26 protein-coding genes, 1 tRNA gene and 1 pseudogene are annotated in these 26,465 nt (G+C 65.5%); 20 read left to right on the top strand and 8 right to left on the bottom strand.

All coding sequences use genetic code 11. From position 1 onward, the window contains the following. Positions 1-113: pseudogene (locus DDZ14_RS07305) on the bottom strand (IS5/IS1182 family transposase); the annotation flags it as partial. Between the two features lie 30 nt (positions 114-143). Between DDZ14_RS07305 and DDZ14_RS07300 the strand changes: the two are divergent. Further along, positions 144-1,082, top strand: a complete 939-nt coding sequence (locus DDZ14_RS07300; protein ID WP_233252514.1) for an Abi-alpha family protein — start codon at positions 144-146, stop codon at positions 1,080-1,082. A 155-nt stretch (positions 1,083-1,237) separates the two neighbouring features. On the opposite strand, the gene DDZ14_RS07295 is transcribed toward DDZ14_RS07300, so the two are convergent. Further along, positions 1,238-1,327: transfer RNA gene (locus tag DDZ14_RS07295), tRNA-Ser, on the bottom strand. A gap of 194 nt (positions 1,328-1,521) precedes the next feature. On the opposite strand from DDZ14_RS07295, the gene DDZ14_RS07290 reads away from it, so the two are divergent. The 7 genes from DDZ14_RS07290 to DDZ14_RS07260 all read left to right on the top strand — a co-directional run bounded on the left by DDZ14_RS07290 (position 1,522) and on the right by DDZ14_RS07260 (position 7,761). After that, positions 1,522-2,343 carry a DUF2059 domain-containing protein gene (locus tag DDZ14_RS07290; protein WP_109424284.1) on the top strand — a complete coding sequence of 274 codons (822 nt, stop codon included), beginning with the start codon at positions 1,522-1,524 and terminating at the stop codon, positions 2,341-2,343. A 212-nt stretch (positions 2,344-2,555) separates the two neighbouring features. Beyond that, positions 2,556-3,308, top strand: coding sequence for a 50S ribosomal protein L21 (locus DDZ14_RS07285; RefSeq protein WP_109424283.1), 753 nt, complete (start codon positions 2,556-2,558; stop codon positions 3,306-3,308). Positions 3,309-3,314: 6 nt separating this feature from the next. Next, a complete protein-coding gene (gene rpmA, locus DDZ14_RS07280; protein ID WP_109424282.1) occupies positions 3,315-3,584 on the top strand; it encodes a 50S ribosomal protein L27 in 270 nt (89 codons plus the stop codon). Between the two features lie 179 nt (positions 3,585-3,763). Next, the gene (locus DDZ14_RS07275; RefSeq protein ID WP_109424281.1) at positions 3,764-4,303 is read left to right on the top strand and encodes a GNAT family N-acetyltransferase; all 540 of its coding nucleotides are present in this window, start codon (positions 3,764-3,766) and stop codon (positions 4,301-4,303) included. A gap of 49 nt (positions 4,304-4,352) precedes the next feature. Beyond that, positions 4,353-5,390: a GTPase ObgE gene (gene obgE / locus DDZ14_RS07270; protein WP_109424280.1), complete on the top strand. Its 1,038-nt coding sequence runs from the start codon at positions 4,353-4,355 to the stop codon at positions 5,388-5,390. After that, a complete protein-coding gene (gene proB, locus DDZ14_RS07265) occupies positions 5,378-6,496 on the top strand; it encodes a glutamate 5-kinase (protein ID WP_109424279.1) in 1,119 nt (372 codons plus the stop codon). Before obgE ends, proB begins: the two co-directional genes overlap by 13 nt. Continuing rightward, complete coding sequence (locus tag DDZ14_RS07260) at positions 6,493-7,761, top strand: glutamate-5-semialdehyde dehydrogenase (RefSeq protein ID WP_109424278.1); 1,269 nt, start codon at positions 6,493-6,495, stop codon at positions 7,759-7,761. Before proB ends, DDZ14_RS07260 begins: the two co-directional genes overlap by 4 nt. Before the next feature lie 64 nt (positions 7,762-7,825). Here the strand turns inward: DDZ14_RS07260 and DDZ14_RS07255 are convergent, their stop codons facing one another. Next, a complete protein-coding gene (locus DDZ14_RS07255; RefSeq protein ID WP_109424277.1) occupies positions 7,826-8,395 on the bottom strand; it encodes a DUF882 domain-containing protein in 570 nt (189 codons plus the stop codon). Positions 8,396-8,716: 321 nt separating this feature from the next. Here DDZ14_RS07255 and DDZ14_RS07250 point away from each other — a divergent pair, with 321 nt between their 5' ends. The 4 genes from DDZ14_RS07250 (at position 8,717) to DDZ14_RS07235 (ending at position 12,964) form a co-directional block, all read left to right on the top strand. Further along, the gene (locus DDZ14_RS07250; RefSeq protein WP_233252513.1) at positions 8,717-10,321 is read left to right on the top strand and encodes a murein L,D-transpeptidase; all 1,605 of its coding nucleotides are present in this window, start codon (positions 8,717-8,719) and stop codon (positions 10,319-10,321) included. 63 nt (positions 10,322-10,384) lie between these two features. Next, positions 10,385-11,449: a UDP-3-O-(3-hydroxymyristoyl)glucosamine N-acyltransferase gene (gene lpxD, locus DDZ14_RS07245; RefSeq protein WP_109424275.1), complete on the top strand. Its 1,065-nt coding sequence runs from the start codon at positions 10,385-10,387 to the stop codon at positions 11,447-11,449. Positions 11,450-11,480: 31 nt separating this feature from the next. After that, on the top strand, positions 11,481-11,759 hold the full coding sequence (locus DDZ14_RS07240) for an acyl carrier protein (RefSeq protein WP_109424274.1): 279 nt from the start codon (positions 11,481-11,483) through the stop codon (positions 11,757-11,759). After that, on the top strand, positions 11,756-12,964 hold the full coding sequence (locus tag DDZ14_RS07235; protein WP_109424273.1) for a beta-ketoacyl synthase: 1,209 nt from the start codon (positions 11,756-11,758) through the stop codon (positions 12,962-12,964). Before DDZ14_RS07240 ends, DDZ14_RS07235 begins: the two co-directional genes overlap by 4 nt. 24 nt (positions 12,965-12,988) lie before the next feature. Here the strand turns inward: DDZ14_RS07235 and DDZ14_RS07230 are convergent, their stop codons facing one another. Beyond that, positions 12,989-13,591, bottom strand: coding sequence for an invasion associated locus B family protein (locus tag DDZ14_RS07230; RefSeq protein ID WP_109424272.1), 603 nt, complete (start codon positions 13,589-13,591; stop codon positions 12,989-12,991). 402 nt (positions 13,592-13,993) lie between these two features. On the opposite strand from DDZ14_RS07230, the gene DDZ14_RS07225 reads away from it, so the two are divergent. Beyond that, the gene (locus DDZ14_RS07225; RefSeq protein ID WP_109424271.1) at positions 13,994-15,553 is read left to right on the top strand and encodes a helicase HerA-like domain-containing protein; all 1,560 of its coding nucleotides are present in this window, start codon (positions 13,994-13,996) and stop codon (positions 15,551-15,553) included. An 88-nt stretch (positions 15,554-15,641) separates the two neighbouring features. Continuing rightward, positions 15,642-16,469, top strand: coding sequence for a PHB depolymerase family esterase (locus tag DDZ14_RS07220; RefSeq protein WP_109424270.1), 828 nt, complete (start codon positions 15,642-15,644; stop codon positions 16,467-16,469). A 3-nt stretch (positions 16,470-16,472) separates the two neighbouring features. Here DDZ14_RS07220 and pssA read toward each other — a convergent pair whose 3' ends face one another. The 3 genes from pssA to DDZ14_RS07205 all read right to left on the bottom strand — a co-directional run bounded on the left by pssA (position 16,473) and on the right by DDZ14_RS07205 (position 18,476). Further along, complete coding sequence (gene pssA / locus DDZ14_RS07215) at positions 16,473-17,240, bottom strand: CDP-diacylglycerol--serine O-phosphatidyltransferase (protein ID WP_109424269.1); 768 nt, start codon at positions 17,238-17,240, stop codon at positions 16,473-16,475. Next, positions 17,224-17,916, bottom strand: a complete 693-nt coding sequence (locus DDZ14_RS07210; RefSeq protein ID WP_109424268.1) for a phosphatidylserine decarboxylase — start codon at positions 17,914-17,916, stop codon at positions 17,224-17,226. Before DDZ14_RS07210 ends, pssA begins: the two co-directional genes overlap by 17 nt. 95 nt (positions 17,917-18,011) lie before the next feature. Further along, entirely contained in the window at positions 18,012-18,476 is a 465-nt protein-coding gene (locus tag DDZ14_RS07205) for an Lrp/AsnC family transcriptional regulator (RefSeq protein ID WP_109424267.1), read from the bottom strand. 155 nt (positions 18,477-18,631) lie between these two features. Between DDZ14_RS07205 and DDZ14_RS07200 the strand changes: the two genes are divergently transcribed. The 3 genes from DDZ14_RS07200 to DDZ14_RS07190 all read left to right on the top strand — a co-directional run bounded on the left by DDZ14_RS07200 (position 18,632) and on the right by DDZ14_RS07190 (position 22,140). Then, positions 18,632-19,066: a universal stress protein gene (locus DDZ14_RS07200; protein WP_109424306.1), complete on the top strand. Its 435-nt coding sequence runs from the start codon at positions 18,632-18,634 to the stop codon at positions 19,064-19,066. A gap of 14 nt (positions 19,067-19,080) precedes the next feature. After that, positions 19,081-20,634, top strand: a complete 1,554-nt coding sequence (locus DDZ14_RS07195) for a sodium:alanine symporter family protein (RefSeq protein ID WP_109424266.1) — start codon at positions 19,081-19,083, stop codon at positions 20,632-20,634. A 282-nt stretch (positions 20,635-20,916) separates the two neighbouring features. After that, positions 20,917-22,140, top strand: coding sequence for a PLP-dependent aspartate aminotransferase family protein (locus DDZ14_RS07190; RefSeq protein ID WP_109424265.1), 1,224 nt, complete (start codon positions 20,917-20,919; stop codon positions 22,138-22,140). Here the strand turns inward: DDZ14_RS07190 and DDZ14_RS07185 are convergent. Next, complete coding sequence (locus tag DDZ14_RS07185) at positions 22,137-22,571, bottom strand: hypothetical protein (RefSeq protein WP_146193104.1); 435 nt, start codon at positions 22,569-22,571, stop codon at positions 22,137-22,139. The genes DDZ14_RS07190 and DDZ14_RS07185 overlap by 4 nt on opposite strands. A gap of 178 nt (positions 22,572-22,749) precedes the next feature. Here DDZ14_RS07185 and DDZ14_RS07180 point away from each other — a divergent pair, with 178 nt between their 5' ends. The 3 genes from DDZ14_RS07180 (at position 22,750) to pstC (ending at position 26,455) form a co-directional block, all read left to right on the top strand. Further along, positions 22,750-23,808: an ATP-binding protein gene (locus DDZ14_RS07180; protein ID WP_109424263.1), complete on the top strand. Its 1,059-nt coding sequence runs from the start codon at positions 22,750-22,752 to the stop codon at positions 23,806-23,808. Positions 23,809-23,946: 138 nt separating this feature from the next. Beyond that, positions 23,947-25,002, top strand: a complete 1,056-nt coding sequence (locus tag DDZ14_RS07175) for a substrate-binding domain-containing protein (RefSeq protein WP_109424262.1) — start codon at positions 23,947-23,949, stop codon at positions 25,000-25,002. 76 nt (positions 25,003-25,078) lie between these two features. Continuing rightward, entirely contained in the window at positions 25,079-26,455 is a 1,377-nt protein-coding gene (gene pstC / locus DDZ14_RS07170) for a phosphate ABC transporter permease subunit PstC (protein ID WP_109424261.1), read from the top strand. Positions 26,456-26,465: the final 10 nt, after the last annotated feature.

Here is a 26,465-nt window from a genome sequence, read left to right as displayed (position 1 = left end):
ATAATCCCGCTCAGCACTCGCCGGTCATCGACCCTTGGCTTGCCATGGCTCTTTGGAAAGTAAGGTCTAAGCCGCGCCATCTGCGCGTCGGTCAACCAGAATAGATTGCTCATCGTCCCCCCCCCCCCCTGAAGTTCAGGGGTTTGAATCACGCCGCCGAGTCCGCAGCAACCAAATTAATGGGTCCTGAACCTAATGTGAGTGTCGGTAAAGGAATCGACGCTGCCCTTGGTGACATTATCCGCAGCCTGCTAATGAAACCGGCCGAGGAAGCAGGAAGCCTGCTTGCAAATGGCATTGGCATGCTCGGTGACAGGGTCCGACGGAAACGCGAAATCAATGCCCAGCTCGGCATGGAAGAGGTCCGGAAGAAGCTCGATGCCGATAGCGTAGATATGAGAGACATTACTCCGCCGAAGGAAGAGGAACTGCACCTTTTGGTGCATGGCCTTTCCCTCACCGATGACAAAAATGTGCGGGATATGTGGGCAGGTCTCTTCGCGAAGGCGTTGGAGCCGAATTCTGATGTAAACGCCGAACGGCCATTTATCAGTGTTCTTGAAAGCCTTTCCCCCATGGACGCAAAAGTTATTGATTTCCTGGCGTTCACGATGAAGGCGGATAGAGAGTTGAGGCAAAATTCCACAAGATTTGTGCCGAAAGACTCTGCAAAAATTACTTCTGAAGAGAAAGATAAGATGAGATCCATCCAACAGTCGAACATGGAACTTCAAAAGAACGCCATTCAGGCGATTGAAGAAAAGGCTGAGGAATACGGCCTCAAAACAATATCTGATTTGAGTTGGGCTGAAAACTTGATGCGGCAAGGCGTTATTGAACGCCCCCAGTTTCAAAAGCAGAACTTGGGCAGTCCGGCAGTTAGGTCATTGGATGAAAGGGGGATTTCGAAGGTAGTAGAACACTTGAATATGCAGTTGGAGCACATGGAACAGACCGCGAATCGGAGTTCCTCGACGCCCGGAAGGCTGTTCTCGAAAGACATGTTCGGTCGGCAAATTCATCTTGAGGTGCAGTTAAGCAGTTTCGGCAGACGCTTTGCTAAAGCTTGCGGTGTGCTCTGAACTCACCCCCGCTCTGAGGTCGGCCGAACTTCACTACGACTTAGCTGCCCGAACCGATGTACCCCGCAAAAGCCGCAAAACGCGGCTGAATTCTTCCTGTGGATTGTTCGAGAAACTTAAGGTTGCGTTGATTTCTCAATGAAACCCACGGCGACTGGCGGAGAGACAGGGATTCGAACCCTGGGAGGGCTTGCACCCTCAACGGTTTTCGAGACCGCCCCGTTCGACCACTCCGGCACCTCTCCGCAGCTCAAAGGGTCGCGGAGCGCGTGATAGCGGGATGCGCGGGGCGGTGCAAGCCCGCATTGGCGGGGGCGGGCGGCTTTCTTCCGGGCCCGCGCGGGGTGGCATTGGCTTGGGCGTCCGGGACCGTTAGACTTGGCCCGGCCCATCCCCCGGCGCGCCGCGACCCGGCCGCGTCTTTCCCCGCGAGGTCCGCATGTTGCGACTGTTCCTTCTCCCCTTCCTTCTGCTGCTGGCCGGCGCGGTTCAGGCGGGGCCCGACGCGCAGGAAAGCCGACTCCTGAAGCTGATGGGCACCGACGAGTTGCTCGACGTGATGCGCGAGGAGGGGATGGAGCATGCCGCGCAGCTCGAGGAGGATTACCTGGAGGGCGATGGCGGCGCGGTCTGGCGCAAGGTGGCGGCCGATGTCTACGACCCGGAGCGTCTGGGCGGCGTCTTCCGCGATGCCTTCGCCGGCCGGCTGTCGGAGCCGGCGCTGGCGGCTTCGCTGGAATTCTTCGGCACCGATCTGGGGCAGCGCGTCATCGCGCTGGAGATCAGCGCCCGCAGTGCGCTGCGCAGCCCGGACATCGAGGCGGAGAGCGCCTCGCGCGTGGAGGATCTGCGCCGCGACGACGGCATCCGGCTCGACCAGATCGACCGGTTCGTCGAGATCAACGACCTGATCGAATCGAATGTCGCGGGCGCGCTCAACGCCAATTTCGCCTTCTACCGCGCGATGAACGAGGGCGGGGCCTTTCCCTACGATCTCTCCGAGTCGGAGATGCTCGGCGATGTCTGGTCCCAGGAGGAGGAGATGCGCCGCGAGACGACAGACTGGATCTATTCCTATCTGACGCTGGCCTATCAGCCGCTGGGCGACGACGAGCTGGAGCGTTATATCGAGTTTTCCGCAACGGATGCGGGGCAGCAGCTCAACCGCGCGATTTTCGAGGCCTTCGACGTGATGTATCGCGATGTCTCGGCGCGGCTGGGCAAGGGGCTGGCGGGCTTCATTCGGAGCGAGAAGCTCTGATCCGCGCGGAGCCGTTATCGGGGCCTTCGCCCGCTTGACAAATCGCGCGCGCTGGCCGATACACCGCCCACCACGCGGAAACCCCGGTTTTCGCGGGTTTGTTTTTGATCAAAGCCCGGAGACGGGCGCGCTGCCCGAGGCGCGGGGCCGACCCCGCCGCACAACACCCGCAAGGGGGCCACAGGGCGCGGTGAAAAAAGGGAAGACGCAAGATGTTTGCGGTGCTGAAAACCGGCGGCAAGCAGTACAAGGTCGCCTCGGGCGACGTGCTGAAGGTCGAGAAACTGGCCGCCGAAGCGGGCGAGACCGTCCAGTTCAACGATATCCTGATGCTCGGTGGCGACAAGACGACGCTGGGCACGCCCCATGTGGCGGGCGCGGCTGTCCAGGCCGAGGTGCTCGACCAGATCCGCGGCGAGAAGGTGATCCATTTCGTCAAGCGCCGCCGCAAGCATGGCTCGCAGCGCACCAAGGGCCACCGGCAGAGCCTGACCGTCCTGCGCGTGACCGACATCCTGGCCTCGGGCGCCGACAAGTCGGGTGTCAAGGCGGCAGTCGGGGCGGGCTCGGTTTCGGCTGCGGCGGTTGTGGCTGCGGCTGCGGCGCCGAAGACGGCCAAGAAGGCCGACAAGAAGGCTGCGAAGACGCCGGCCGACAAGAAGCCCGCGGCCAAGAAAGCCGAGCCGAAAGCGGCCCCGGCGGAAGCGGCGGCGGCAGGCGTGAAGCCCGCCAATCTGCTGACCGAGGCGCGCGACGGCACACCGGACGATCTGAAGAAGATCTCGGGCCTCGGCCCCAAGCTGGAGAGCCTGCTGAACGAGAACGGCGTCTTCCATTTCGACCAGATCGCGGCCTGGAACGCCGACGAGGTTGCCTATATGGACGACAAGCTCTCGTTCAGGGGCCGGATCGAACGTGACAACTGGATCGAGCAGGCGAAAGCGCTCGGCGAAGCTAAGGAGTAACGACCAATGGCACACAAGAAAGCAGGCGGTTCATCCAGAAACGGCCGCGATTCCGCCGGTCGTCGTCTTGGCGTCAAGAAATACGGCGGCGAGGCCGTGATCCCCGGCAACATCATCCTGCGCCAGCGCGGCACCAAGTGGTGGCCGGGTCAGGGCGTGGGCATGGGCCGCGACCACACGATCTTTGCCGTCGAGGAAGGCCAGGTGACCTTCTTCAAGGGATTCAAGGGGCGCACCTTCGTGTCCGTACTTCCGCGTGCGGAGGCTGCCGAGTAAGCCGGACCCTGACAGGCGATGAAGCAAGGGGGGATCGGCAGCGCCGGTCCCCTTTCGCATTTCGGGGATGTGACTTGCGGTGAGGCTGCCGCATTCCCATCCTTGAGGGGCGATCGCGCCGGAGGAGGCCGGGCGGTGCCGGGGAAGGGCGTCGCGGGCCGGAGGAGGAGAGAAGAGAGATGAAGATGGATACCGTCGTCACGCAGCCCGCAATCGAGGCTGACCGCATCTGCCTGCGCCCGCTGCGCAAGTCCGACGAAGGTCTGATCGATGTCTATGCCGGCGACCTGCGCGTGGCGGAGATGACCACGAACATCCCGCATCCGCTGCCGCCCGGCGCGACCGAAGCCTTCGTGGCGCGGGCCATGCAGGATGTGCGGGAGGAGCATGTCTGGGCATTGGACGGATCGGCCCGCAGCCAGGCCGAGGTTCTGGGGCTTATCTCGCTCCGGCAACTCGACCGCGACCAGTCGGAGATCGGCTATTGGGTCGCGCCGGCTTTCTGGAACGCGGGCTATGCCTCGGAGGCGGTGCAAGCGCTGGTCACTGCCAACCCGTTGGGCAATCAGGCGATCTTCGCGGCCGTCTTCCAGTCCAACCCGGCCTCGGCGCGGGTACTGACCAATGCCGGCTTCGCCTATCTGGGCGACGCGGAAGCCTATTGCGTGGCGCGCCAGGCCACGCTCCCCACCTGGACCTATTCGCGCAAACTGGATTGAGCCCGCCTGCGTTCTTTGCGATAGGACGGGCCAGCAAAGGACGACAGTCATGAAATTCCTCGATCTGGCGCGTGTCACGATCCGGTCCGGTGCGGGCGGCAATGGCTGCACCAGTTTCCGGCGCGAGAAATACATCGAATTTGGCGGGCCCGACGGCGGCGACGGCGGGCGCGGCGGCGATGTCTGGGTGGAGGCGGTCGAGGGGCTGAACACCCTGATCGACTTCCGCTACCAGCAGCATTTCTTTGCCCGCAACGGGCAGGGCGGCATGGGCCGCCAACGCACCGGCAAGGATGGCGAGGATATCGTGCTGAGGGTGCCGGTGGGCACCGAGGTGCTGGACGAGGACGGCGAGACTGTGATCGCCGACCTGACCGAGCTGGGTCAGCGCATCCGGCTGGCGAAGGGCGGCAATGGCGGCTTCGGCAACCTGCATTTCAAGACTTCCACCAATCAGGCGCCGCGCCACGCCAATCCCGGCCAGCTGGGGGTGGAGCGCGAGATATGGCTCAGACTCAAGCTGATCGCCGATGCCGGGCTGGTTGGGTTGCCCAATGCCGGCAAGTCCACTTTCCTGGCCGCCACCTCCAACGCACGGCCCAAGATCGCGGATTATCCCTTCACAACGCTGGTGCCCAACCTGGGCGTGGTGGGCGTCGACGGGACCGAGTTCGTGATGGCCGACATTCCCGGCCTGATCGAGGGCGCGCATGAGGGCAAGGGGCTGGGTGATATGTTCCTGGGTCATGTCGAGCGCTGCGCGGTGCTGCTGCATCTGGTCGACGGCACGTCCGAGGCGTTGGCCGAGGACTACGCGACCATCCTGCATGAACTCGACGCCTACGGGCACGGGCTGGCGGAGAAGCCCCGCATCACCGCGCTCAGCAAGATCGACGCGCTGGACGAGGACGAGCGCGCCGAGCGCCGCGCGACGCTGGAGGCGGCGCATGGCGGTCCGGTTCACATGCTCTCGGCGGTCAGCGGCGAGGGGCTCCAGTCGGTGCTGCGCGCGCTGCGGGCCGAAATCGACGCCGCCCGCCTGCAAGAGGCCGGGGGGCAGGCGGAGGACGCGGCGTGGCGGCCCTGAAACCCCTGACCCGGATGCGCCGGCTGGTCGTCAAGATCGGCTCGGCCCTGCTGGTGGATCGCGAAAGCGGCGCGTTGCGCATGGACTGGCTGACGGGCCTCGCGCGCGATGTGGCCGAGGCGCGCGCGCGCGGTCAGGACGTGGTGCTTGTCTCCTCCGGCTCGATCGCGCTGGGGCGCGGTGTGCTGGGGCTGGGCGCCGGAACGCTGGCGCTGGAACAGAGCCAGGCCGCCGCGGCGGTGGGCCAGATCCGGCTGGCCCGCGCTTATGAGGAGGCGCTGGCGCCGCACGGGCTCATCACCGCACAGGTGCTCGTGACGCTCGAGGACAGCGCCAACCGGCGCCGCTACCTCAACTCGCGCGCCACGATCGGAACGCTTCTGGACCTGGGCACCGTGCCTATCGTCAACGAGAACGACACGGTTGCCACCGACGAGATACGTTTCGGCGACAATGACCGGCTGGCCGCGCAGGTGGCGCTGATGTGCGGCGCGGACGGGCTGGTGCTGCTGTCGGATGTGGACGGTTTCTATTCCGGGAACCCGAAGGAGGACCCGCAGGCCCGCCGCTTCGACCTGGTGGAAGCCATCACGCCGGAGATCGAGGCGATGGCCGGCGACGCGGGATCGGGCCTGTCGAAAGGCGGCATGAAGACCAAGATCATGGCCGCCAAGACCGCCACCGGCGCTGGCTGCGCGATGGCGATCATGGAAGGCTCGGTCAACCGGCCGCTTTCGGCGCTGGCCGGGGGCAGGGTGCCCGCAACCTGGTTCGCACCGCAGGGCGACCCGCGCACCGCACGTAAACACTGGATTGCGGGGATGAAGCCCAAGGGCGAGGTGCATGTGGACGCGGGCGCGGCGGCGGCGCTCGGCCGGGGCAAATCGCTGCTGCCGGCGGGCGTTACCGGCGTGACCGGGCAGTTCGGGCGGGGCGAGCCGGTGACGATCTGCGGCCCCGGCGGCGCCACGTTGGGCCGCGGACTGGTGCGCTACACACATGAGGAGACCGTCCGCATTGCCGGGCGCCGGAGCAGCGAGATCGAGGCCGCGCTCGGCTATCCCGGCCGCGCCGCGCTGATACACAGGGATGACATGGTGCTATGACCGAGACGAAGACCGATATCGCCGCGATGATGGACCGGATCGGGTGCGCCGCGCGCGCCGCCGCCATGGAGCTGGCCACCGCCTCCGCCGCGCAGAAGACCCGCGCGCTGGAGGCAGCGGCCGAGGCTGTGGACGCCGCGCAGGACGACATCCTGGCCGCCAACGGGCGCGACCTGGAGTTCGGCCGCGAGAAGGGCCTCAGCGACGCGATGATGGACCGGCTGATGCTGGACACGGGCCGGATCGAAAGCATCTGCGCTGGCTTGCGCGCCGTGGCTGCGCAGGACGATCCCGTGGGCGCGGTGATGGCGGAATGGGACATGCCCTCCGGGCTGCATATCCGGCGGGTGCGCACGCCGCTGGGCGTCGTCGGCGTGATCTATGAAAGCCGGCCCAACGTGACGGCGGATGCCGGCGCGCTCTGCCTGAAAGCCGGGAACGCGGTGATCCTGCGCGGCGGCTCCGAGAGTTTCCGTTCCTCGACCGCGATTCATGCCTGCATGGTGGAGGGGTTGCGCGCCGCCAACCTACCCGCCGAGGCGATCCAGCTTGTCCCCACCCGCGACCGCGCCGCGGTCAGCGCCATGCTGACGGCGACCGACCATATCGACGTGATCGTGCCGCGCGGCGGCAAAGGGCTGGTGGGGCTCGTGCAGCGAGAGGCACGGGTGCCTGTCTTCGCCCATCTCGAGGGCATCTGCCACATCTATGTGGACGCCGCTGCGGATATGGAGAAGGCGCGCCGTGTGATCCTGAACGCCAAGACCCGCCGCACCGGCATCTGCGGCGCGATGGAGTGCCTGCTGGTCGATCGCGGCTTCTTCGAGGCGCAGGGCGCACCCTTCATCGCCGATCTCGTCACCGCCGGGGTCGAGGTCCGTGCCGACGAGGCGCTGCAATCCGTGCCCGGCACCGTCGCCGCCGCGCCGGATGATTTCGGCCACGAGTTCCTGGACATGATCTGCGCGGCGAAGCTGGTCGGGGGCGTGGAGGGTGCGATCGCCCATATCCGCCGCTATGGCAGCCAGCATACGGATGCGATCCTGACCGAAGACGACGCCGCGGCGGAACGCTTCTTCGCCGGACTCGACAGCGCCATCCTGATACGCAATGCCTCCACCCAGTTCGCCGACGGGGGCGAGTTCGGCATGGGCGCGGAGATCGGCATCGCGACCGGCAAGATGCACGCGCGCGGCCCAGTGGGCGCCGAGCAACTGACCAGTTTCAAATATCTGGTGGAAGGCGACGGGACGACCCGTGCCTGAGACGTGAAAAAGCCCGCCGGAGAGGCGGGCTTGCCAGGTCATGACAGGTGGAAAGCCTCGGACGTCAGCTTCCCCAGCTTCGCACGTCGCCGCAATCCATGTGCACGAAGTTGGAGCGCGAGTAGCGCCCGACGCCGCCGGCATGGCAGACGGCGGCGGCCTGCGCCATCTGGCCCACGCTGCGCGATTTCATCCGCAGATCGGCGGCCTGACCCTGCATGTGGAGGGAGTTCTTGGCCACGCCGCGTGACCGGCGCCGCAGCATCGCGTTGGTCTCGGGCGAGCGGTAGCCCGACAGCAGCATGTAAGGTTCCGAGACGTCCAGCAGATTATGGGCAGCGGCCATGATATCGACCGTGCGGTTGTCGATCACCATGGTCTGACCGGTGCGCCAGTCGCGCATGAAATGGGTGATCTCGGCCAGCGCCTCGCGGATGTATTCGCCTTCGATCCAGTAGATCGTGTCGAGGCTCTCGCCCGTGCGGCCCGAATACATGCGGATGCGTCGGATATCGCCGGCGCCGCGCAGGAAACCGGCGGCATTCGCATAGACCGGCGTGGCAAGAGTGGCGGTGGCCGCGAACGCAGCAATCAAGCCGCGCCGCGAAAAGTTCACGGAAGTGGAAGTGCTCATTTGGTCTGCCTGTCCCGTCGTCTGCGCCGCTTGACGCGGCTGGCTTGTTACGTTTGTCCCCCCAGACATGAAATTTATGACATGACTTGATTCTCAAACCAACCGCCGCGCCGCGCAAATTTCCGGCGCAAGGGGAAATCGGCGGAACTTCGCTCAAATAGGTTACGATGTGGCGGGATTGCCGATTTGCGCTCGACGCGTTGCATGCCCGCCACAGCGCGCGGCAAAGTGATCCAATCGTAGTTAGCGGCAGGTCCTGTTCGGGCTACGCTTTCTTATATGTTCTTATATGCGAGTTCCATGTCTTCCAAGGGATCAAGTATGTCTGTTCTGACGGTCGGATCTTCTGCCACGCGCGCCCTCATTTCCCTCGTTTTCGTCTTTATGGTCGCGCAAGCAGCGCCTGTTCTTGCCGGGTTCCCGGTCTTCAAGCAGGCGGTGGCCGAGTATGCCTCGACCGACGCGGCGCTTGCTGAATTCTACAGGGAGCGCGGCTATGCCCCGGTCTGGACCGGGCAGGGCGACGCCGAACGCCGACACGCGCTCCTGACCGCGCTGGAACGCGCGCCGGTCCACGGGTTGCCGGCCGCCCGCTACGCGCCGCACCGGCTGCGCGAGACATTTGCCGATATCCGCACCGAGCGTGATCGCGGCCGGGTCGAGGTCGAGACGAGCCGGCTCTTCCTGCGTTACGCGCGCGATATCCAAAGCGGGGTGCTGGAGCCCGGACAGGTCGATGGCGGGCTGGCGATGAAGGTGCCGCGGCGCGACCGGCTGGAGCAGATCACCGCCTTCGCGGCGGCCGATCCTCATATTTTCCTGCGCGAACTGGCCCCGCGGAACCCGCATTACGTGCGGCTTCTGAAGGAGAAGCTTCGGCTCGAGCGTGTGTTGCGCCAGGGCGGTTGGGGACCCGCGCTCGGCGGCGGCAAGCTGGAGCCGGGCGACAGCGGCGCGGATGTCGTGGCGCTGCGAAACCGGCTGGTGCGCATGGGCTACATGAACCGCAGCGCCGCCAGCGGCTATGACAGCACGCTGCAATCCGCCGTCCAGCGCTTCCAGACAGATCACGGGCTGGCTTCCGACGGGGTCGCGGGCCCCGACACGATCGGCGCGCTCAACGTGCCCGCGCGCGAGCGGCTCAAACAGGTCGTCGTGGGGCTGGAACGCGCACGTTGGCTCAACAAGCCGCTGGGCGAGCGGCATATCCTGGTCAATCAGGCGGCGTTCACGGCCTATGTCGTCGATGACGGCAAGGTCAGCTTCGAGACGCGCGTGGTGATCGGCAAGCGCGATCGCGACCTGCGTACGCCGGAGTTTTCCGACGAGATGGAGCATCTGATCGTCAATCCGACCTGGCATGTGCCGCGCTCCATCGCGACCGAGGAATATCTGCCGCAGCTCAAGCGCAACCCGAACGCGGCGGGGCATCTGCGCATCTACGATGTGCGCGGTCGGGTGGTGGACCGCTCGAGGGTCGACTTCACCCGGTTCAACAAGCGCAATTTTCCCTTCGACATGAAAGAGCCGCCGTCCCGTGGCAACGCGCTGGGGCTGGTGAAGTTCATGTTCCCCAACCGCTTCAACATCTACCTGCACGATACGCCGGCCAAGTCGCTCTTCGGGTACGACCGCCGGGCCTTCAGCCACGGCTGCGTGCGCGTGCAGGATCCGTTCGATCTGGCTTACACGCTTCTGTCGCGCCAGACCGATAACCCCGAGGCTCTGTTCCACCGCACGCTCCAGACCGGGCGCGAGACGCAGATCAACCTGGAGCGCAAGGTCCCGGTGCATCTGACCTACCGGACCGTCTGGGTGGACCCCAAAGGGCAGGTCAATTACCGCGACGATGTCTACGGGCGCGACGCGCGGATTTTTGACGCGCTCACCGCCGCCGGGGTAGCGTTGAACGACGTTCAGAGCTAAGTCACTGCCCAAGGAGGCGCACGGGCCGTCCGGCGACGCGGCGCGGATCAATCGGGGGCAGCCATGGAACTCAGGGTCGGTGATATCGCGGCGGCGCTTGGTGCGGAGTGCGCGGGCAACGCCGATCTCGTGCTGCGCGGCGCGGCGGAGCCCGGCAACGCCACCCCCGACGACCTGGCGATGGCGATGGATCCCAAATACGCCGACGCGCTCGGTGCCGGTGCGGCTCGTGCAGCGGTGCTCTGGCAGGGTGCGGACTGGCGGGCGCTGGGGCTGGAGGCGGCGATCTTCGTGGGCGACGCGCGCCAGGCGATGGCGGGGATCACCACCGAATTCGCGCATCCGCCCGCGCTGGAACCCGGCATCCATTCCTCCGCCGTGATCGCGGATGACGCGACGTTGGGCGAGGATATCGCCATCGGTCCCTTTGTCCAGATCGGACCGGGCGCGGTGATCGGTGCGGGCGCGCGGATCATGTCCCATGTCAGCATCGGCGCCGATGCGCGGCTCGGGGCGGGCGCGCTTCTGCATTCGGGTGTGCGGATCGGGGCGCGGGTGCGGATCGGGGCGCGTTTCATCGCGCAGCCCGGCGCCGTGATCGGCGCGGACGGGTTCTCCTTCACCCGTCCCGAAGGCGGCGCGACGCCCGCCGACACCCGAAAAGGGGCCTGGACGCGCATCCATTCGCTGGGCGCGGTGACGATCGGTGACGACGTGGAGATCGGCGCGAATAGCTGCATCGACCGCGGCACAATCCGCGACACGGTGGTGGGCGACGGCACCAAGATCGACAACCTCGTGCAGATCGGCCACAACGTGCGGATCGGACGCGATTGCCTCTTTTGCGGCATGGCGGCCTCGGCCGGGTCGGCCGAAATCGGCGACCGGGTGATCTTCGGCGGCCGCGCGGGCGTGGCCGACAATATCAAGGTCGGCGACGACGTGGTCGCGACCGGCGGCGCGGGCATCCTGTCGAACGTGCCGGCGGGCCGGGTCGTGGCCGGTACCCCGGCCGTCCGGATGGACCATCACATGGACAGCTACAAGGCGTTGCGGCGTCTGCCGCGGCTAGTCGCGCAGGTCGCGGAACTTCAAAAACGGGTTTCAAAATTCGGGCAAACCGACTAAGTGAGGGACAACTTTTCCGAAGGGGGCGCGCATGTCGGTACCGGTTGCTGAAAAGGTCCGTGAAATCATTGCGGAACAGGCCGTTCTGGATGTCGCTGATGTGAAGCCCGAGAGCACGCTGGAAGACCTCGGGATCGACTCCCTGGGACTGGTTGAATCGATTTTCGCCATCGAGGAAGCCTTCGACATCCAGGTGCCTTTCAATGCCAACGACCCGGAAGCGGGCGATTTCGACATCTCCAATGTCGCGGCGATCATCGGGGCCGTGGAAGGGCTGGTTGCGGAAAGGGACGGCGCGGCCGTCTCATGAAGCGGGTAGTCATCACCGGGCAGGGCTCGATCAACGCGCTGGGAATGAGCGCGGCGGAGACCTGCGCAAGCATGCGCGAGGGCCGGCTCGGCATCGGGGAGCTTGAAATCCGCGATGTCGAGCGGCTGGCGATCCGCATCGGCGGGCAGGTGCGCGACTTCAACGCCGAAAAGCATTTCAACCGCCAGCAGATCGCCCTCTATGATCGATTCACGCAGTTCGCGCTGCTGGCCGCGGACGAGGCAATTTCGCAGTCCGGGCTGGAGTTTCACGGTGAGCTTGCGGCGCGTGCCGGGGTGGTGCTGGGCACCGCGGGCGGCGGCGTGAACACCTGGGACGAGAATTACCGCACGGTCTACGAGGACGGCAAGAACCGGGTGCATCCCTTCGTCGTGCCCAAGCTGATGAACAACGCGGCGGCCAGCCATGTCTCGATGACCCATAACCTCAAGGGGCCGAGTTTCACCGTCGCCACCGCCTGCGCGTCGTCGAACCACGCGATGGGGCAGGCGTTCCAGTTGGTGCGCAGCGGCGGCTGCCCTGTGATGGTCACCGGCGGGACCGAGGCGATGCTCTGCTTCGGCGGCATCAAGGCCTGGGAAGGACTCCGCGTGATGAGCCGCGACGCCTGCCGTCCGTTCTCGGCCAACCGCAACGGCATGGTGCAGGGCGAGGGGGCGGCGGTCTTCGTCTTCGAGGACTACGATCACGCCCGCGCTCGCGGCGCCGATATCCTGGCCGAGGTGGTGGGCTTCGCCATGACCTCGGACGCGTCCGATATCGTGATGCCCTCCAAGCAGGGCGCGGCGCGGGCCATGAAGGGTGCGCTCGCCGATGCCGGCGCGGGGCTGGACCGTGTGGGCTATATCAACGCGCATGGCACCGGCACCGCGGCCAACGACAAGACCGAATGCGCCGCCGTGGCCGAGGTCTTCGGCGCCCATGCCGACCGGCTGATGATCTCCTCCACCAAGTCCATGCATGGCCACCTGATCGGCGGCACCGGCGCGGTGGAGCTTCTGGCCTGCATCATGGCGCTGCGCGAGGGCGTCATCGCGCCCACCATCGGCTACGAGGAGCCGGACCCGGAATGCGCGCTCGACGTGGTGCCCAATGAGGCGCGCGAGGCGAAGGTCGATCTGGTGATGTCCAACGCCTTCGCCTTCGGCGGGCTCAACGCGGTGCTGGCGCTCGGCACGGTGTGATCCGCGCCGCGCGCCATCGCGCGCCTACTGGGTATTTGGAACCTGGATTTCCTTGAACGCGGCGGTGAAACCTTCCAGCGACACGTCGAGATTGATCTTCTGATCCGGTGCCTGGATGGAACGGATCGTGACCGTCGCACTTGTGCCGTTCTGCAGTGCCAGAAGCTCCGCGCCCGTCAGCCCCAGCCGCGAGACGCAGCCTGCCTGATCGCACCAGGAGAAGGGATAGCGCTTGCCCTGGCCGTCGCCGATGGCCAGCGTCATCTGGGTCGTCAACAGTGTACCCAGCGGCGAGACCACAGTCGCGCCCGCCACCGCCTGCGCGCCGTTGGGCACGTCGAAGACGGTCAGTTCGGCCACCGGATTGCCCTGCGGATCCTTGATGAGCTGATACATCTGGCAGGGGTCTTTTTCCTCTTCGGTCTTCACGCAGTTGATCTGCCAGGCACCGTGGGTCGAGGCGCGGTAGGTGTCGCCGACGAGCGGCGTGGCTTCCTCGCCCATCGACAGGCCGCCGGCATCGGCCTCCGGTTCCGCTTCCGTCGCCGCGCCGTCCTCCTGGGCCTGGGCCATGCCGGCGATGCCGGTCGCGAGCAGTAGTGCAATTACGCGCAGTGTCTTGGACATTCGTCTTCCCTGAAGTTTGATTTGGCGTCGTCAGAGCCTTTATCACGCGGTCCTTCCTGCGGCCAGACGCGAATTATTGATCGCGGCCGGGGACAGTGCGTTTCGCCGGAATCCGCCGCTTTTGCCCGGAACGGAAAAAAGGGGCCCTGAGGCCCCTTTTCAGAATTCTGTTCTCCCTGTCGGACTGGCCGACTTCGTCATTGCGTCGGATGCTAGGATACTTCCCTTCGGGAATCAACACTTGTTGCTGCGCTTCGCGTCCGCCCGAAAAAAGGCCGTATCCGAAGATACGGCCAGTCCGACAGGGAGGAAACGCCGGCCGGATCATCGCTGGCCCGGCACGGCCAGACCAGCATGGCGCATTCCGGTTAAGATTGTATTCTGCGGGCAGAGGGATCTTGAATGGAGCGTTGGATCGTGGATGTGTCTCGGATTTTCGTCGGTGGCGGGGGCGCGGATTACGCGGCGCCGCAGATTCTTCTTTCGAAATATGCCAACCGGCACGGGCTGATCGCCGGTGCGACAGGCACCGGCAAGACGGTGACGCTCCAGATTCTGGCCGAAAGTTTCTCGGCGCGTGGCGTGCCGGTCTTCCTGTCGGACGTGAAGGGCGACCTTTCCGGGCTGGCGCGGGCCGGGTCGGCGGAGTTCAAACTTCACGACGCCTTCCTCAAACGCGCCGTCACGATCGGCTTCGCGCAGGACTATGTCTATGACGCCTTTCCAGTGACCTTCTGGGATCTCTACGGCGAGAAAGGCCATCCGGTGCGCACCACGGTGGCCGAGATGGGGCCGCTGCTGCTCTCGCGCCTGCTGGAATTGAGCGAGGTGCAGGAAGGGGTTCTGAACGTGGCCTTCCGCGTCGCCGACGAGGAAGGGCTGGCGCTGCTCGATCTAAAGGATTTGCAGGCGCTGCTAACCTGGGTGGGCGAAAATCGCGGCGAGCTCTCGCTGCGTTACGGAAACGTGGCCACCAGTTCAGTGGGCGCGATTCAGCGCCGGCTCCTGGTGCTGGAAAACCAGGGCGCGGCGCAGTTTTTCGGCGAACCGGCGCTCGACCTCGGGGACATTATGGCGACCGACCTCGACGGGCGCGGGCGGATCAACATCCTGGCGGCGGACCGGCTGATGCGTGCGCCGCGGCTCTATGCGACCTTCCTTCTGTGGCTGCTCTCGGAGCTTTTCGAGTCGCTGCCGGAGGTAGGCGACCCCGAGAAGCCACGGCTGGTCTTCTTCTTCGACGAGGCGCATCTGCTCTTCGACGACGCGCCCGACGCGCTGGTAGACAAGGTGGAGCAGGTGGCGCGGCTGATCCGGTCCAAGGGCGTCGGCGTCTATTTCATCACCCAGAGCCCCGGCGACGTCCCCGAGGACATCCTGGGCCAGCTCGGCAACCGGATCCAGCACGCGCTGCGCGCCTATACCGGGCGTGACCAGCGCGAGCTCCGCGCAGCCGCACAGACCTATCGCGGCAACCCGCGTTTCGACACCGAAGCGGCGATCCGTGAGGTCGGCGTGGGCGAGGCCGTGACCTCGCTGCTGGAGGCGAAGGGCGTGCCGGGCATGGTGGAGCGCACGCTGATCCGCCCGCCCTCGTCGCAACTCGGGCCGATTACGGATGCCGAGCGGGCGGACGTAATCGCCGCCTCGCCATTTGCCGGGAAATATGACATCACGGTGGAGCGGCAATCGGCGCATGAGGTCCTGGCCGCCCGCGCCGCGGAGGCCGCCCGCGCCGCGGCCGAGGCCGAGGCGGCGGAGGAGGACGCGCCGATCGAACAGCGCGAGTTCAAGACCGCGCGGCGCTACACCGGCAAGAAGGTCAGCCGCTCGACCGCGCGGCGCTCGCGCAGCGATTCCGTCGGCACCGCCTTCGCGAAGTCGCTGGCGCGCTCGCTGGGCTCGAGCGCGGGGCGCACTATTCTGCGCGGCGTTCTGGGCGGTCTCTTCAAGGGCCGCTGAGGCGCAGCGATCACTCTTTCGTAGGGGTGGCTGGACCTGCCGCCAGGCCGTGTCAGGCTGCGCTTCGTTCCTGATCCCGGAGTGCCCCATGATTCGTCGCCTGCCGTTCCGTTTCGCCCATTCCCTGCTTCTCTGTGCGCTCTTGTCCGGGGGCGGAGCCGGGACGGCCTTGGCCTGCGGCACGCCCGACAGCGATTGCCGGATCGGCGCGCGAGACTACCGCATCGTGCTTCCCAAGGCCCCCGCGCCGGGCAAGCCGCTGGGGGCCATCCTTTTCGCGCATGGCTATCGCGGCTCCTCCGCCGGGGTGATGCGCAACCGCAGTCTGATCCGGCTCGCGAACGGGCTGGGACTGGCGCTGGTCGCGCTCAACGCCGCCGGGCACGACTGGGCGTTGCCCCATGCGCCGGCCCATAACGAGGTCGAGGGGGTAAATGAGCTCGCCTATATCGACGCGGTCATCGCTGATCTGAAGACCCGCCACGGCATCGACCCGGACCGGCTGGTCGCCTCGGGCTTCTCGGCGGGCGGGATGATGACCTGGTACCTTGCCTGCCACCGGGCCGCGTCCTTCGCCGGGTTCGCACCGATGTCCGGCACGTTCTGGCGCCCGGTCCCGCAGAGCTGTCCAGGCGGGGGCGTCGACCTGATCCACTACCACGGCACCGAGGACCCGGTCGTGCCGCTGGGTGGCCGGCCGATCGCCGAGACGCATCAGGGCGATGTGCGGAAGGCCATCGAGATGATGCGCGAGACCGGGGGATTCACGCCCGACGGGTGGAAGCGCGCGGGCGATCTGGAATGCGAGACCTATGCCAATGACAGGGAGCAGCGGCTGGAGCTTTGTCTCTGGCCCGGCGGGCACAGTTTCCGCATGGGTTTCCTGGAACGCGCGGTGAAGGCGTTCCTGGAGTGAGTCCTAGGCAGACGGTGCGGGCTTGACCCGCCGCCAGGTCCAGACCACCGAACCAAGATAGGCGATGTCGAGCGCCACCAGCATCGCCCAGGGAAAGCTCAGGAGCGCGGCCAGAAAGCAGACGAAGCCGATATAGAGATACGGCACATGCTCGCGCCGGATATTAAGCGATTTCAGCGAATATGTGGGGATGCGGCTGATCATCAGAAGCCCCACACCTACCATGTGCAGCGCGATGATCCCGCGTGGCAGGCGGATATCCTCGCCCAGCATGAACCACAGGAAGATCGGCAGCAGCACCAGACAGGCACCGGCTGGCGAGGGGACGCCGGTGAAATGCTTGTCGGGAAGGCCCTTGGGTTTGGACTTGGAGCTGACATTGAACCGCGCCAGCCGCAGCACGCAGCAGAGCGCATAGATCACCACCGCGATCCATCCTGCGTTGCGCATCTCGCCGAAGGCCCAGAAATACATCAGCAGCGCAGGCGCCACGCCGAAGCTCAGGAAGTCCGCGAGCGAATCCAGCTCAGCCCCCAGTGCGGATTCGCTGCGCAGCAGCCGCGCCAGATGGCCGTCGAGCCCGTCGAGCAGCGCCGCCAGCAGAACGAGTTGCACCGCCACGCCGAAATTCCCGCCCGCCGCGAAGCGGATGGCCGTCAGCCCGGCGCAGATCGCGCCAACCGTGACCAGGTTCGGAATGAACTGGAAGAGCGGCAGCTCGCGCCGCGACCGGCGCGGCGGCTTCTCCCCGCCGTCAGTGAGTCCGGGCATGGCGCTGCCCTTCGTCCGAGGCCAGATCGGCGATGACCGTCTCGCCGGCGATCATCGCCTGTCCGACGGCGACCAGCGGGTCGATCCCCTGCGGCAGGTAGACATCGACGCGCGAGCCGAAGCGGATCAGCCCGAAGCGTTCGCCCGCCCCGATACTGCGCCCGGTCTCGGTCCAGCAGACGATGCGGCGCGCCACAAGCCCGGCGATCTGGACCACCGCGATCTGGCGGCCGTCGTCCATCTCGATGCACAGGCTGTTACGCTCGTTGCGCTCGGACGCCTTGTCGAGCGAAGCGTTGAAGAAGGCGCCCGGACGATAGGCCACGGCGGTCACGCGGCCTTCGACAGGGGCGCGGTTCACATGGCAGTTGAAGACATTCATGAAGACACTGACACGGGTGAGCGCCTCGGGGCCCATGCCCAGTTCCGCCGGCGGTATGGCCGGCTCGATCAGCGAGACGACCCCGTCGGCGGGGCTGATGACGAGACCGGGACGGACCGGCGTCGTGCGCGGCGGGTCGCGGAAGAAATAATAGCACCAGACCGTCAGACCCAGCCCGATCCAGCCCAGCGGATCCCAGATCAGGAAGAGCAGGACCGTGGCGGCGGCGAATATTCCCACGAACCGCCGTCCCTCGGGGTGCATGGGCTTGATGAAGGTGCTCAGCATGGACATGGGGCAGGGACCGTCAGCGGTTGAAACATGGCGCGTTGATACGGCGATTGCGCCCAAGTTACAATCGGGCAGGCGGGCGGCAGGCGGGGCAGCGGTCAGTCCAGCCCGTCGAGGTGAAAGCCGCTGAATTCCTTGACGGTCGAGAGGCTCATCAGCGTTCGCATCTGGCTGACCGAGGGAAGCTGGCTGAGCCTCTGGCGGTAAAGCTGCTCGTAACCTGCCGTGTTCCGGGCCGCGACGCGCATGATATAGTCGAAGTCGCCCGAGATCATATGGCATTCCAGAACCTCCGGCATGGCCGCGACGGCGCCCTCGAAGGCGCTGAGGTCGCTGCTGCGCTGCGAGACGAGCTTCACCTCGATGAAAACCTGCATCTCCAGCCCCATTCGCGCACGGTCGAGACGTGCCGAATAACCCCGGATCACGCCCTCGGTCTCCAGCGCCTTGATGCGCCTGTGGCAGGCCGACAAGGACAGGCCGATCCGTTCGGACAAGATCGCGAGAGATGTATTGCTGTCCCGTTGAAGTTCTGAAAGAATTTTCGTGTTGAGGCGGTCCATTAAAAATTTTCCGTAAAAATTCAGATATACGCTCATTATTTTCGAAAATTTTCCAACTTCAACAGAAAACTTCGAAACCCTTGTTGCGGGTTCTGGGCTAACGTTTTCCTGTCCCGCTCACGCGGGGCGCGAACAGGGAAATGGAAGGAAACGCAATGTCTGATCTCTATGTCGTCGCCTATGACGACAGTCCGGCAAGCCAGAAGGCGCTGGATTTCGCGATCGAACGGGCCCGGCCGACGGGTGCCAGTCTGCTGATCGCGCATGTTCTGGAATGGTCGCCGTACAGCTTTCTCACGCCGACCGAACTGGAGGAACGGCACAAGCGCCGGACCGAGGAAATGGACCGCGCCAAGACGGCCCTCCTCGACCCGGTCGTCGTCGCGACCAGGAAGAAGGGCATCGAGGTCGAGGCGGTGATCCGATACGGCAATGTGGCCGATACGCTGATCGATATCGCCGAGAAGAAGAATGCCAACCAGATCATCCTGGGGCGCACCGGCGCCGCCGGGGTGGCGGCACGGGTCTTCGGGTCGGTCGCAAGCTCGCTCGCACAGGCGTCCCCGGTCGCCTGTACCATCGTGCCGTGAGAGAGGACAAAATCATGAAAAACAATTCATTCAACAGGGCGGTGCTGGCCGCCGGTCCGGCGCTTCTCGCACTCAGCGGTATAGCGCAGGCGCAACCCGGCGACCTCGATGACAAGGTGAACCAGATCTTCTCCAGTTCCACGGGCTGGTTCGTCAACCTGATCTTCGCACCGTTCCCCGGCACCACCTTCCCCTGGATCGTGGCCTGGCTGGTTATCGGCGCGACGGTCTTCACACTCTATTTCGGTTTCGTGCAGTTCCGCGCGGTGGGCCATGCTATCGCGCTGGTCAAGGGCGACTATTCCGATCCCGACGATGCCGGCGAGGTCAGCCATTTCCAGGCGCTGGCCACGGCGCTGTCGGGCACGGTCGGCCTGGGCAACATCGCCGGCGTGGCGGTGGCCGTGGGCATCGGCGGGCCGGGGGCCACATTCTGGATGATCCTCGCGGGCCTCATGGGCATGGCGTCGAAATTCACCGAATGCACTCTGGGCGTGAAATACCGCAACGAGTATGAGGACGGCCGGGTCTCCGGCGGCCCGATGTACTACCTGACCAAGGGCTTCGCCGAACGCGGACTGCCCGGCGGCAAGGTGCTGGCGGTCATGTTCTCGGTCTTCTGCATCCTCGGCGCCCTGGGCGGCGGCAACATGTTCCAGGCCAACCAGGCGCATCAGCAGATCTCGGGGATCGTCGGAGACTATCCGGGCTGGATCACCGGACTGGTCTTCGCCGCGGTGGTCTTCGCGGTGATCGTCGGCGGGATCAAGTCCATCGCACGGGTGACCGAGAAGGTCGTGCCCTTCATGGGCATCCTCTATGTCGGCGCGGCGCTGATCATCCTCGCGGTCAACTACAACCATATCGGCTGGGCTTTCGGGCAGATCTTCGAGGGCGCCTTCACCGGGCTCGGTGTGGCGGGTGGTTTTGTCGGCGCGCTGATCCAGGGCTTCAAACGGGCGGCCTTCTCCAACGAGGCGGGCGTCGGCTCGGCCGCGATCGCTCACTCGGCGGTGCGCACCAAGGAGCCCATCACCGAAGGTTTCGTGTCGCTTCTGGAGCCCTTCATCGACACCGTGGTGATCTGCACCATGACGGCGCTGGTGATCATCATCACTGGTCAGCTCGTGGCCGGACCGGATGGCAATTACCTGCTGAACGAAGCCGGCACCATGATCCAGACCGTGGACGGCAATTCGGGCGTCAGCCTGACCTCCGCCGCCTTCGGCAGCGCCATAAGCTGGTTCCCCTATGTGCTGGCGCTGGCGGTCGTGCTCTTCGCCTTCTCCACCATGATCTCGTGGTCCTATTACGGGCTGAAGGCCTGGACCTTCCTCTTCGGCGAGGGCGAGACGACGGAACTGGTCTTCAAGGTGATTTTCTGCGTCTTCGTGGTGATCGGCGCCGCGGCCAATCTGGGCCCGGTCATCGACTTCTCCGACGCGGCGATCTTCGCGATGGCGGTGGTCAATATCATCGGGCTCTATTTCCTGATGCCGATCGTCAAGCGCGAGCTGAACAGCTACGTGTCGCGCCTGAAATCGGGCGAGATCAGGAAGTTCGCCTGATCTGACCGGATTGACGGAAAATGAACGCCGGGCGGGAAACCGCCCGGCGTTTTCTCGCGTCAAAATTGTATTGCGCCCCCTGAAGAAAATGGCGCAATCAAGACGGCATTCGCCCCATTTTCGACACAATCGCAATGCGGTCCCCGATCTATTGCACCCATAGTTTCTGGCTGTGCTACAATTTCAGAAACTGCGCTTGGTTGTCTTTTCGCTTTGTGGATTTTCCTTGTCAGGAATGCGGCAGCATGGTCATTACTTGGCTAGCTGCTTGGGGAAGTGAGCATGGGGAATTTCGAGGACAGCAGGTCCGTCGTCAGACGGACGCGCCTTGCGCGCAGCGCCAGCCGACCGCTGGTCACGCCGCTTGAGCCCTCCGTCGTCTATACAACCGAAAGCCCCGACGAGCTTGACGCGATCTACGAGGGCCGGGTGCCCGGCCACACCTATGCGCGCGAAGGCCACCCGAACGCCGATGTGCTGGCCGCCAAGATCGACTGGCTCGAAGGGGCGGAGGACGGCCTGCTCACCGGTTCGGGCATGGCGGCGCTCTCGGCCATCCTGATGGGCGTTCTGATCGAGGGCGATCACGTGATCGGAGGCAACCAGCTCTACGGCAGGTCGATGCGGATGCTGCGCCAGGAATTGCCGCGGATGGGTTTCGGCGTCAGCCTGGCCGACCCGACCGACCCGCAATCCATTGCCGACGCGATCCGCCCCGAGACGCGGATGATCGTGGTCGAGACCGTATCGAACCCCACCCTGCGCGTGGCCGACATCCCTGCCATCGCCGAGATCGCGGCGCGCGAGGAGGTGCTTCTGGTGGTCGACAACACCTTCACCACCCCGCGCGCCTTCCGCCCGTTCGAGCATGGCGCGGATATCCTCTTTCACTCCGTCACCAAGCTCCTGGCGGGGCATTCGGACGCGACGCTGGGCTATGTCGCGGCCCGCGATCCGGAGTTGCGCGGGGAGATCCGCGATACCGCGACCACATGGGGCTTCACGCCCAGCCCCTACGACTGCTGGCTGGCGGAGCGCGGCCTGCACAGTTTCGCGCTGCGCTACGACCGCGCGCAGGAAAACGCCGCGGAGCTTGCGGAGTTTCTCGACAGCCTCGACGGGGTGAAGGAGGTGATCTATCCCGGCCTCATGCGTCATCCCGATCACGCGCGCGCCAACAGGCTTTTCGCGGGCATGTTCGGCAATATCGTCTCGTTCCGGGTTCCCGGCGGGCGCGAGGTGGCCAACCGTCTGGTGCGCGCGGCCGGGAATATCGCCTTCGCGCCGACGCTGGGGGATGTGGCCACCACGCTCTCGCATCCCGCAAGCTCGTCGCACCGGGGCCTGCGACCGGCGGAGCGCGATGCGCTGGGAATGACCGAGGGGTTCTTCCGTATCTCCGTCGGCATCGAGGATATCGAGCTTCTGAAAGCCGAGTTCGAAGCCGCGATCGGCGCGGCGCTCTCCACTGAGGCGCCTGCGCAAGAGAGTTCCGGGCAGGACTAGTGGCGGCGCGCCAGAGGCGCGACCCGGTCCAGCACCACGAGATTGAAAGCCACGCGCGGCCAGGCCGCACGGATCTCGTCTCGCAGGAGCGCGGGCTTCGGCAAGTCGAGCCCGTAGGCGAGATAGCGCCCCCGGAACCCGTGCAAATCCAGCAGCCCAGCCATGTCCATCGCGTCGAATTCCGCGCCGATGACGGGCGTCAGAACGGTCGTGGCAGTACCCAGACCCGTCCCGGAGCGCACGAGCGCACGGAATCCGGCGATCCGGGTGCGGCGCGGGTCCGGAAGCAGCCCGGCGCGCAGCAGATCGGGAATATCCGCGTGGCAGCCCACGGCCAGCGTCAGGCCGTCTACGGCCCGGATCGGGTCCGCTTCGCCGAGTTCGTTGTCCATCCATTGCGCGCCTCGGCGCAGCGACAGTGGCCGGGTCATCTTGGTCTTTCCTGAGATATCCTGGCCGTGCCCGCAGGCGCGGCTCATACATTCGAAGCGCGCGACTAAATCACGCCCGGCGTGTTGAAAAGCCCCTGTGGCCGAATTGTCGTGCAGCCTTTACATAAATGATACACAGCATGGATGTGCAGATAACGAGCGGAACGGGGCAGGGGACATGGAGTTTGGCCAGATACGCGCGGTCATCGCGCAATTGCCGCAACCGCTTCTGATTGTCGGCGACACTGACAGGGTGCTCGTAGCAAATCAGGCGGCCGCGGAATTGCTGGGAAGCGACCCGGAAGGGCGCAATTACGTCTCCGCTATCCGGCAGCCGGCGGCGCTCGATTGCATCGGGACGGCGCTGCGCCTGCGCCGCCGGGCCGAGGCGAATTACCTGCGCGCCGGCGTCTCGTCGGAGACCACCTACCGCTTGCTGGCGCTGCCGGTTTCGGCCGCCGAGGCCGGCTTCGAGGGCGCCGTGGTGAGTTTCGAGGACATCAGCCATGTCGCGGATGCCGAGCAGATGCGCCGCGACTTCATCGCCAATGTCAGCCACGAGATGCGCTCGCCCCTGACGGCGCTGACAGGCTTCATCGAAACGCTGCAGGGTGCCGCCCGCGATGACCCGGCCGCGCGCGACCGGTTCCTGGAGATCATGCAGCGCGAGGCGGCGCGGATGAACCGGCTGGTGGGCGATCTGCTGTCGCTCACCCGCGTCGAGGTCGATGAGCGCGTGCGTCCGCGCGCCGAGATCGACGTGCTGGGCGTGATCCGGGGCTCGATCGCGGCACTGCGCCCGATGGCGGAAGCCGCCGGGGTGCGGCTCGACGTGGCCTTGCCGGAGGGCGAACTGCGCGGGCCGGGCGATGCCGACCAGCTGACGCAGGTCTTCCACAATCTCATCGAGAACGCCGTCAAATACGGCGGCTCCGGCGGGGTGGTGGAGTTGCGCGCGACGCGGCTTGACCAGATGGCCGGACTGCGGGGACCGGCGCTGCGCGTGGACGTGACCGACCACGGCGAGGGCATCGACCCGGTGCATATCCCGCGCCTGACCGAGCGATTCTACCGAGTCGACAGCGACCGGTCGCGCGAGAAGGGCGGCACCGGGCTGGGACTGGCGATCGTGAAACATATCGTCAACCGTCATCGCGGCCGGTTCCAGATCGAAAGCGAGACGGGCAGGGGCAGCACCTTTTCCGTGATTATTCCGGTCCTTGGCGCGGCACCCTGACGCAGGGTCGGCAAGTGGGCCGGCAGGTGTCATAAAACCGTTACGCAAGTGTCACAAAAGGTAAGCGGGCGGGGACTAGTCAGCGGGCCGAGGGCACGGCTCGCGTGTCCCGAGACCCTGAACCTGAGGAGCGAAGATATGTCTCTCGCAAAACTGACCGCCTCCGCGCTCGCGATCACGGCCGTTGCCGCGACCGCCGCTGCCGCGCGTAACCAGATCAGCATCGTCGGCTCGTCCACGGTGTTCCCCTACACCCAGGCCGTGGCCGAGGAATTCGCCAGCCAGACCGGCGCGCCGTCGCCGATCGTGGAGTCGACCGGCACCGGCGGCGGCATGCAGATTTTCTGTGCCGGGATCGGGGAAGGCCATCCCGACCTGACCGGCGCTTCCCGCGCGATGAAATCGTCGGAATGGGAACTGTGCCAGAAGAACGGCGTCACCGACGTCACCGAGGCCCTGATCGGTTTCGACGGGCTCTCGATCGCGGTGTCGCGCAGCAACGATTTCGACTGGGACCTGTCGCTGGAAGAGGTCTACACCGCGCTCGGCGCCGAGGTTGAGGTCGATGGCGAATGGATCGCCAACCCCTACACCAAGTGGTCGGAAATCAACCCCGACCTGCCCGACAGCGAAATCCTGGTCCTGGGCCCGCCGCCGACCTCGGGCACCCGCGACGCATTTGTCGAACTGGCGATGCATGAGGGCTGTGAGGCGCTTGGTCATGTGAAGGCGCAGAAAGAGGCGCTGGACAAGAAGGCCTATAAATCCTGGGTCAAGGAAAACTGCTCGCGCATGCGCACCGACGGCCCGTTCATCGAGGCCGGCGAGAACGACAACCTGATCGTGCAGCGTCTGGAATCCGACCCGAACGCGATGGGCATATTCGGCTATTCCTTCCTGTTCGAGAACGAGGACAAGCTGAAAGGCGTGAAGATCGCCGGCACCGCGCCGAATTTCGACACCATCGCCGACAAGTCCTACCCGGTGTCGCGCCCGCTCTACTTCTACACCAAGAACGCGCATCGCGGCGTGATCCCGAACTTCCAGGAATTCATCGAGGAATACATGTCCGATGCGGCGCTGGCGCCGGGCGGCTACCTGTCGGAGCGCGGTCTCGTTCCGCTGAGCGACGAGCGCCGCCAGAAACTTCAGGATGCGGTCATCAACGCGGATGCGATGGAACCCAAGTCCTGATTGCGGACTGCCTGACTAAATGCTGCCCGGGGCACACGCCTCGGGCAGCAATTCATCGAATTGGGGACGCGTCGACATGACCCTGCTCGCCTTCGTTCTGCTGCTTGCCGCCGCGACGATCGGATACGTTTTGAACCTGCGCGCGGCGAAGGCGATCCGGGCCGACGGTGCGCGGCTGCATTCGCTCACGACCTTCCACGGCGGGTTCGCCGCGCTGCTGGTCATCGTACCGGCCTTCTTCTTCATCGTGCTGTGGCTGCTTCTTCAGGGATCGGTGGTGGACTGGCTGGTGATGTCCGGCCTGCCGGACAGGGTGCTGGAGGGACTTGGCGCGGGCGAGCGGCAACTCGTTCTGGCCGAGATCAGGTCGATCGCCGGCGGGCGCGTCTTCGGCGAACCCGAGCCGTGGAAGCTGGAGGCGGCCGAGCGGATGACCGGCCTGCGCGCCACCGCCGGCTGGCTGATGATCGCGGGGCTGGTCGGGATCATGGCGGCGGCCCTGGTCTACGCGCGCCGCACCGTCTCGGCCGAGTTCCGCGCCCGTCAGGGGGTGGAGGGGATCGTCCACTGGATCATGATCGCCTGCGCCACGGCGGCAATTTTCGTGACCCTGGGAATCGTCGTCTCGCTGGTCTTCGAGACCTGGCGCTTCTTCCGCATGGTGCCCGTCCACGAGTTCCTCTTCGGCACCAACTGGGAGCCGCAGATCCCGATCCGCGAGGACCAGGTCGCCGCCGTGGGCGCCTTCGGGATGCTGCCGGTCTTCCTGGGCACGCTCGTGATCTCGGTGGTGGCGATGTTCATTGCGACGCCCATCGGGCTCTTCTCGGCCATATACCTCAACGAGTTCGCCACGCCGCGGGTCCGGTCCGTCGTCAAGCCGGTTCTGGAAGTGCTGGCGGGCGTGCCGACGGTCGTCTACGGCTTCTTCGCCATTCTCGTCGTGGCCCCGGCGCTGCGCGCGGCGGGTGCCGAGCTTGGCATCGCGATCGCGCCCAACACCGCACTTGCGGCGGGCGGGGTGATGGGGATCATGCTGGTGCCTTTTATCTCCTCCTTCGCCGACGATGCGCTCTCGGCGGTCCCGCAATCGCTGCGCGACGGCTCGCTGGCGCTGGGCGCCACGCCCGCGGAGACGGTGACGAAAGTGCTCTTTCCCGCCGCCATCCCCGGCATCGTGGGCGGCGTTCTTCTGGCGGTGAGCCGCGCCATCGGCGAGACGATGATCGTGGTCATGGCCGCGGGGCTGATCGCCAAGATGACGATCAACCCGCTCGACAGCGTGACCACCGTGACGGTGCAGATCGTCACGCTGCTGATCGGCGACACGGCCTTCGACAACCCCAAGACGCTGGCGGCCTTCGCCCTGGGCATGATGCTCTTCCTGGTGACGCTCGGCATCAACATCTTCGCGCTGCGCATCGTGCGCAAATACCGCGAAATCTACGATTGAGGACCCGATA

Source organism: Maritimibacter sp. 55A14, assembly GCF_003122205.1.
In the GTDB taxonomy this organism is placed as follows: Bacteria; Pseudomonadota; Alphaproteobacteria; order Rhodobacterales; family Rhodobacteraceae; genus QEYE01.
This window is presented reverse-complemented; position numbering and strand designations above follow the sequence as displayed.

Coding starts and splice junctions, on each gene's coding strand:
- DDZ14_RS07290 (WP_109424284.1), top strand. CDS start 1,522: ATGTTGCGACTGTTCCTTCTCCCCTTCCTTCTGCTGCTGGCCGGCGCG.
- DDZ14_RS07285 (WP_109424283.1), top strand. CDS start 2,556: ATGTTTGCGGTGCTGAAAACCGGCGGCAAGCAGTACAAGGTCGCCTCG.
- rpmA (WP_109424282.1), top strand. CDS start 3,315: ATGGCACACAAGAAAGCAGGCGGTTCATCCAGAAACGGCCGCGATTCC.
- DDZ14_RS07275 (WP_109424281.1), top strand. CDS start 3,764: ATGAAGATGGATACCGTCGTCACGCAGCCCGCAATCGAGGCTGACCGC.
- obgE (WP_109424280.1), top strand. CDS start 4,353: ATGAAATTCCTCGATCTGGCGCGTGTCACGATCCGGTCCGGTGCGGGC.
- DDZ14_RS07260 (WP_109424278.1), top strand. CDS start 6,493: ATGACCGAGACGAAGACCGATATCGCCGCGATGATGGACCGGATCGGG.
- DDZ14_RS07255 (WP_109424277.1), bottom strand. CDS start 8,395: ATGAGCACTTCCACTTCCGTGAACTTTTCGCGGCGCGGCTTGATTGCT.
- DDZ14_RS07250 (WP_233252513.1), top strand. CDS start 8,717: ATGTCTGTTCTGACGGTCGGATCTTCTGCCACGCGCGCCCTCATTTCC.
- lpxD (WP_109424275.1), top strand. CDS start 10,385: ATGGAACTCAGGGTCGGTGATATCGCGGCGGCGCTTGGTGCGGAGTGC.
- DDZ14_RS07240 (WP_109424274.1), top strand. CDS start 11,481: ATGTCGGTACCGGTTGCTGAAAAGGTCCGTGAAATCATTGCGGAACAG.
- DDZ14_RS07235 (WP_109424273.1), top strand. CDS start 11,756: ATGAAGCGGGTAGTCATCACCGGGCAGGGCTCGATCAACGCGCTGGGA.
- DDZ14_RS07230 (WP_109424272.1), bottom strand. CDS start 13,591: ATGTCCAAGACACTGCGCGTAATTGCACTACTGCTCGCGACCGGCATC.
- DDZ14_RS07225 (WP_109424271.1), top strand. CDS start 13,994: ATGGAGCGTTGGATCGTGGATGTGTCTCGGATTTTCGTCGGTGGCGGG.
- DDZ14_RS07220 (WP_109424270.1), top strand. CDS start 15,642: ATGATTCGTCGCCTGCCGTTCCGTTTCGCCCATTCCCTGCTTCTCTGT.
- pssA (WP_109424269.1), bottom strand. CDS start 17,240: ATGCCCGGACTCACTGACGGCGGGGAGAAGCCGCCGCGCCGGTCGCGG.
- DDZ14_RS07210 (WP_109424268.1), bottom strand. CDS start 17,916: ATGTCCATGCTGAGCACCTTCATCAAGCCCATGCACCCCGAGGGACGG.
- DDZ14_RS07205 (WP_109424267.1), bottom strand. CDS start 18,476: ATGGACCGCCTCAACACGAAAATTCTTTCAGAACTTCAACGGGACAGC.
- DDZ14_RS07200 (WP_109424306.1), top strand. CDS start 18,632: ATGTCTGATCTCTATGTCGTCGCCTATGACGACAGTCCGGCAAGCCAG.
- DDZ14_RS07195 (WP_109424266.1), top strand. CDS start 19,081: ATGAAAAACAATTCATTCAACAGGGCGGTGCTGGCCGCCGGTCCGGCG.
- DDZ14_RS07190 (WP_109424265.1), top strand. CDS start 20,917: ATGGGGAATTTCGAGGACAGCAGGTCCGTCGTCAGACGGACGCGCCTT.
- DDZ14_RS07185 (WP_146193104.1), bottom strand. CDS start 22,571: ATGACCCGGCCACTGTCGCTGCGCCGAGGCGCGCAATGGATGGACAAC.
- DDZ14_RS07180 (WP_109424263.1), top strand. CDS start 22,750: ATGGAGTTTGGCCAGATACGCGCGGTCATCGCGCAATTGCCGCAACCG.
- DDZ14_RS07175 (WP_109424262.1), top strand. CDS start 23,947: ATGTCTCTCGCAAAACTGACCGCCTCCGCGCTCGCGATCACGGCCGTT.
- pstC (WP_109424261.1), top strand. CDS start 25,079: ATGACCCTGCTCGCCTTCGTTCTGCTGCTTGCCGCCGCGACGATCGGA.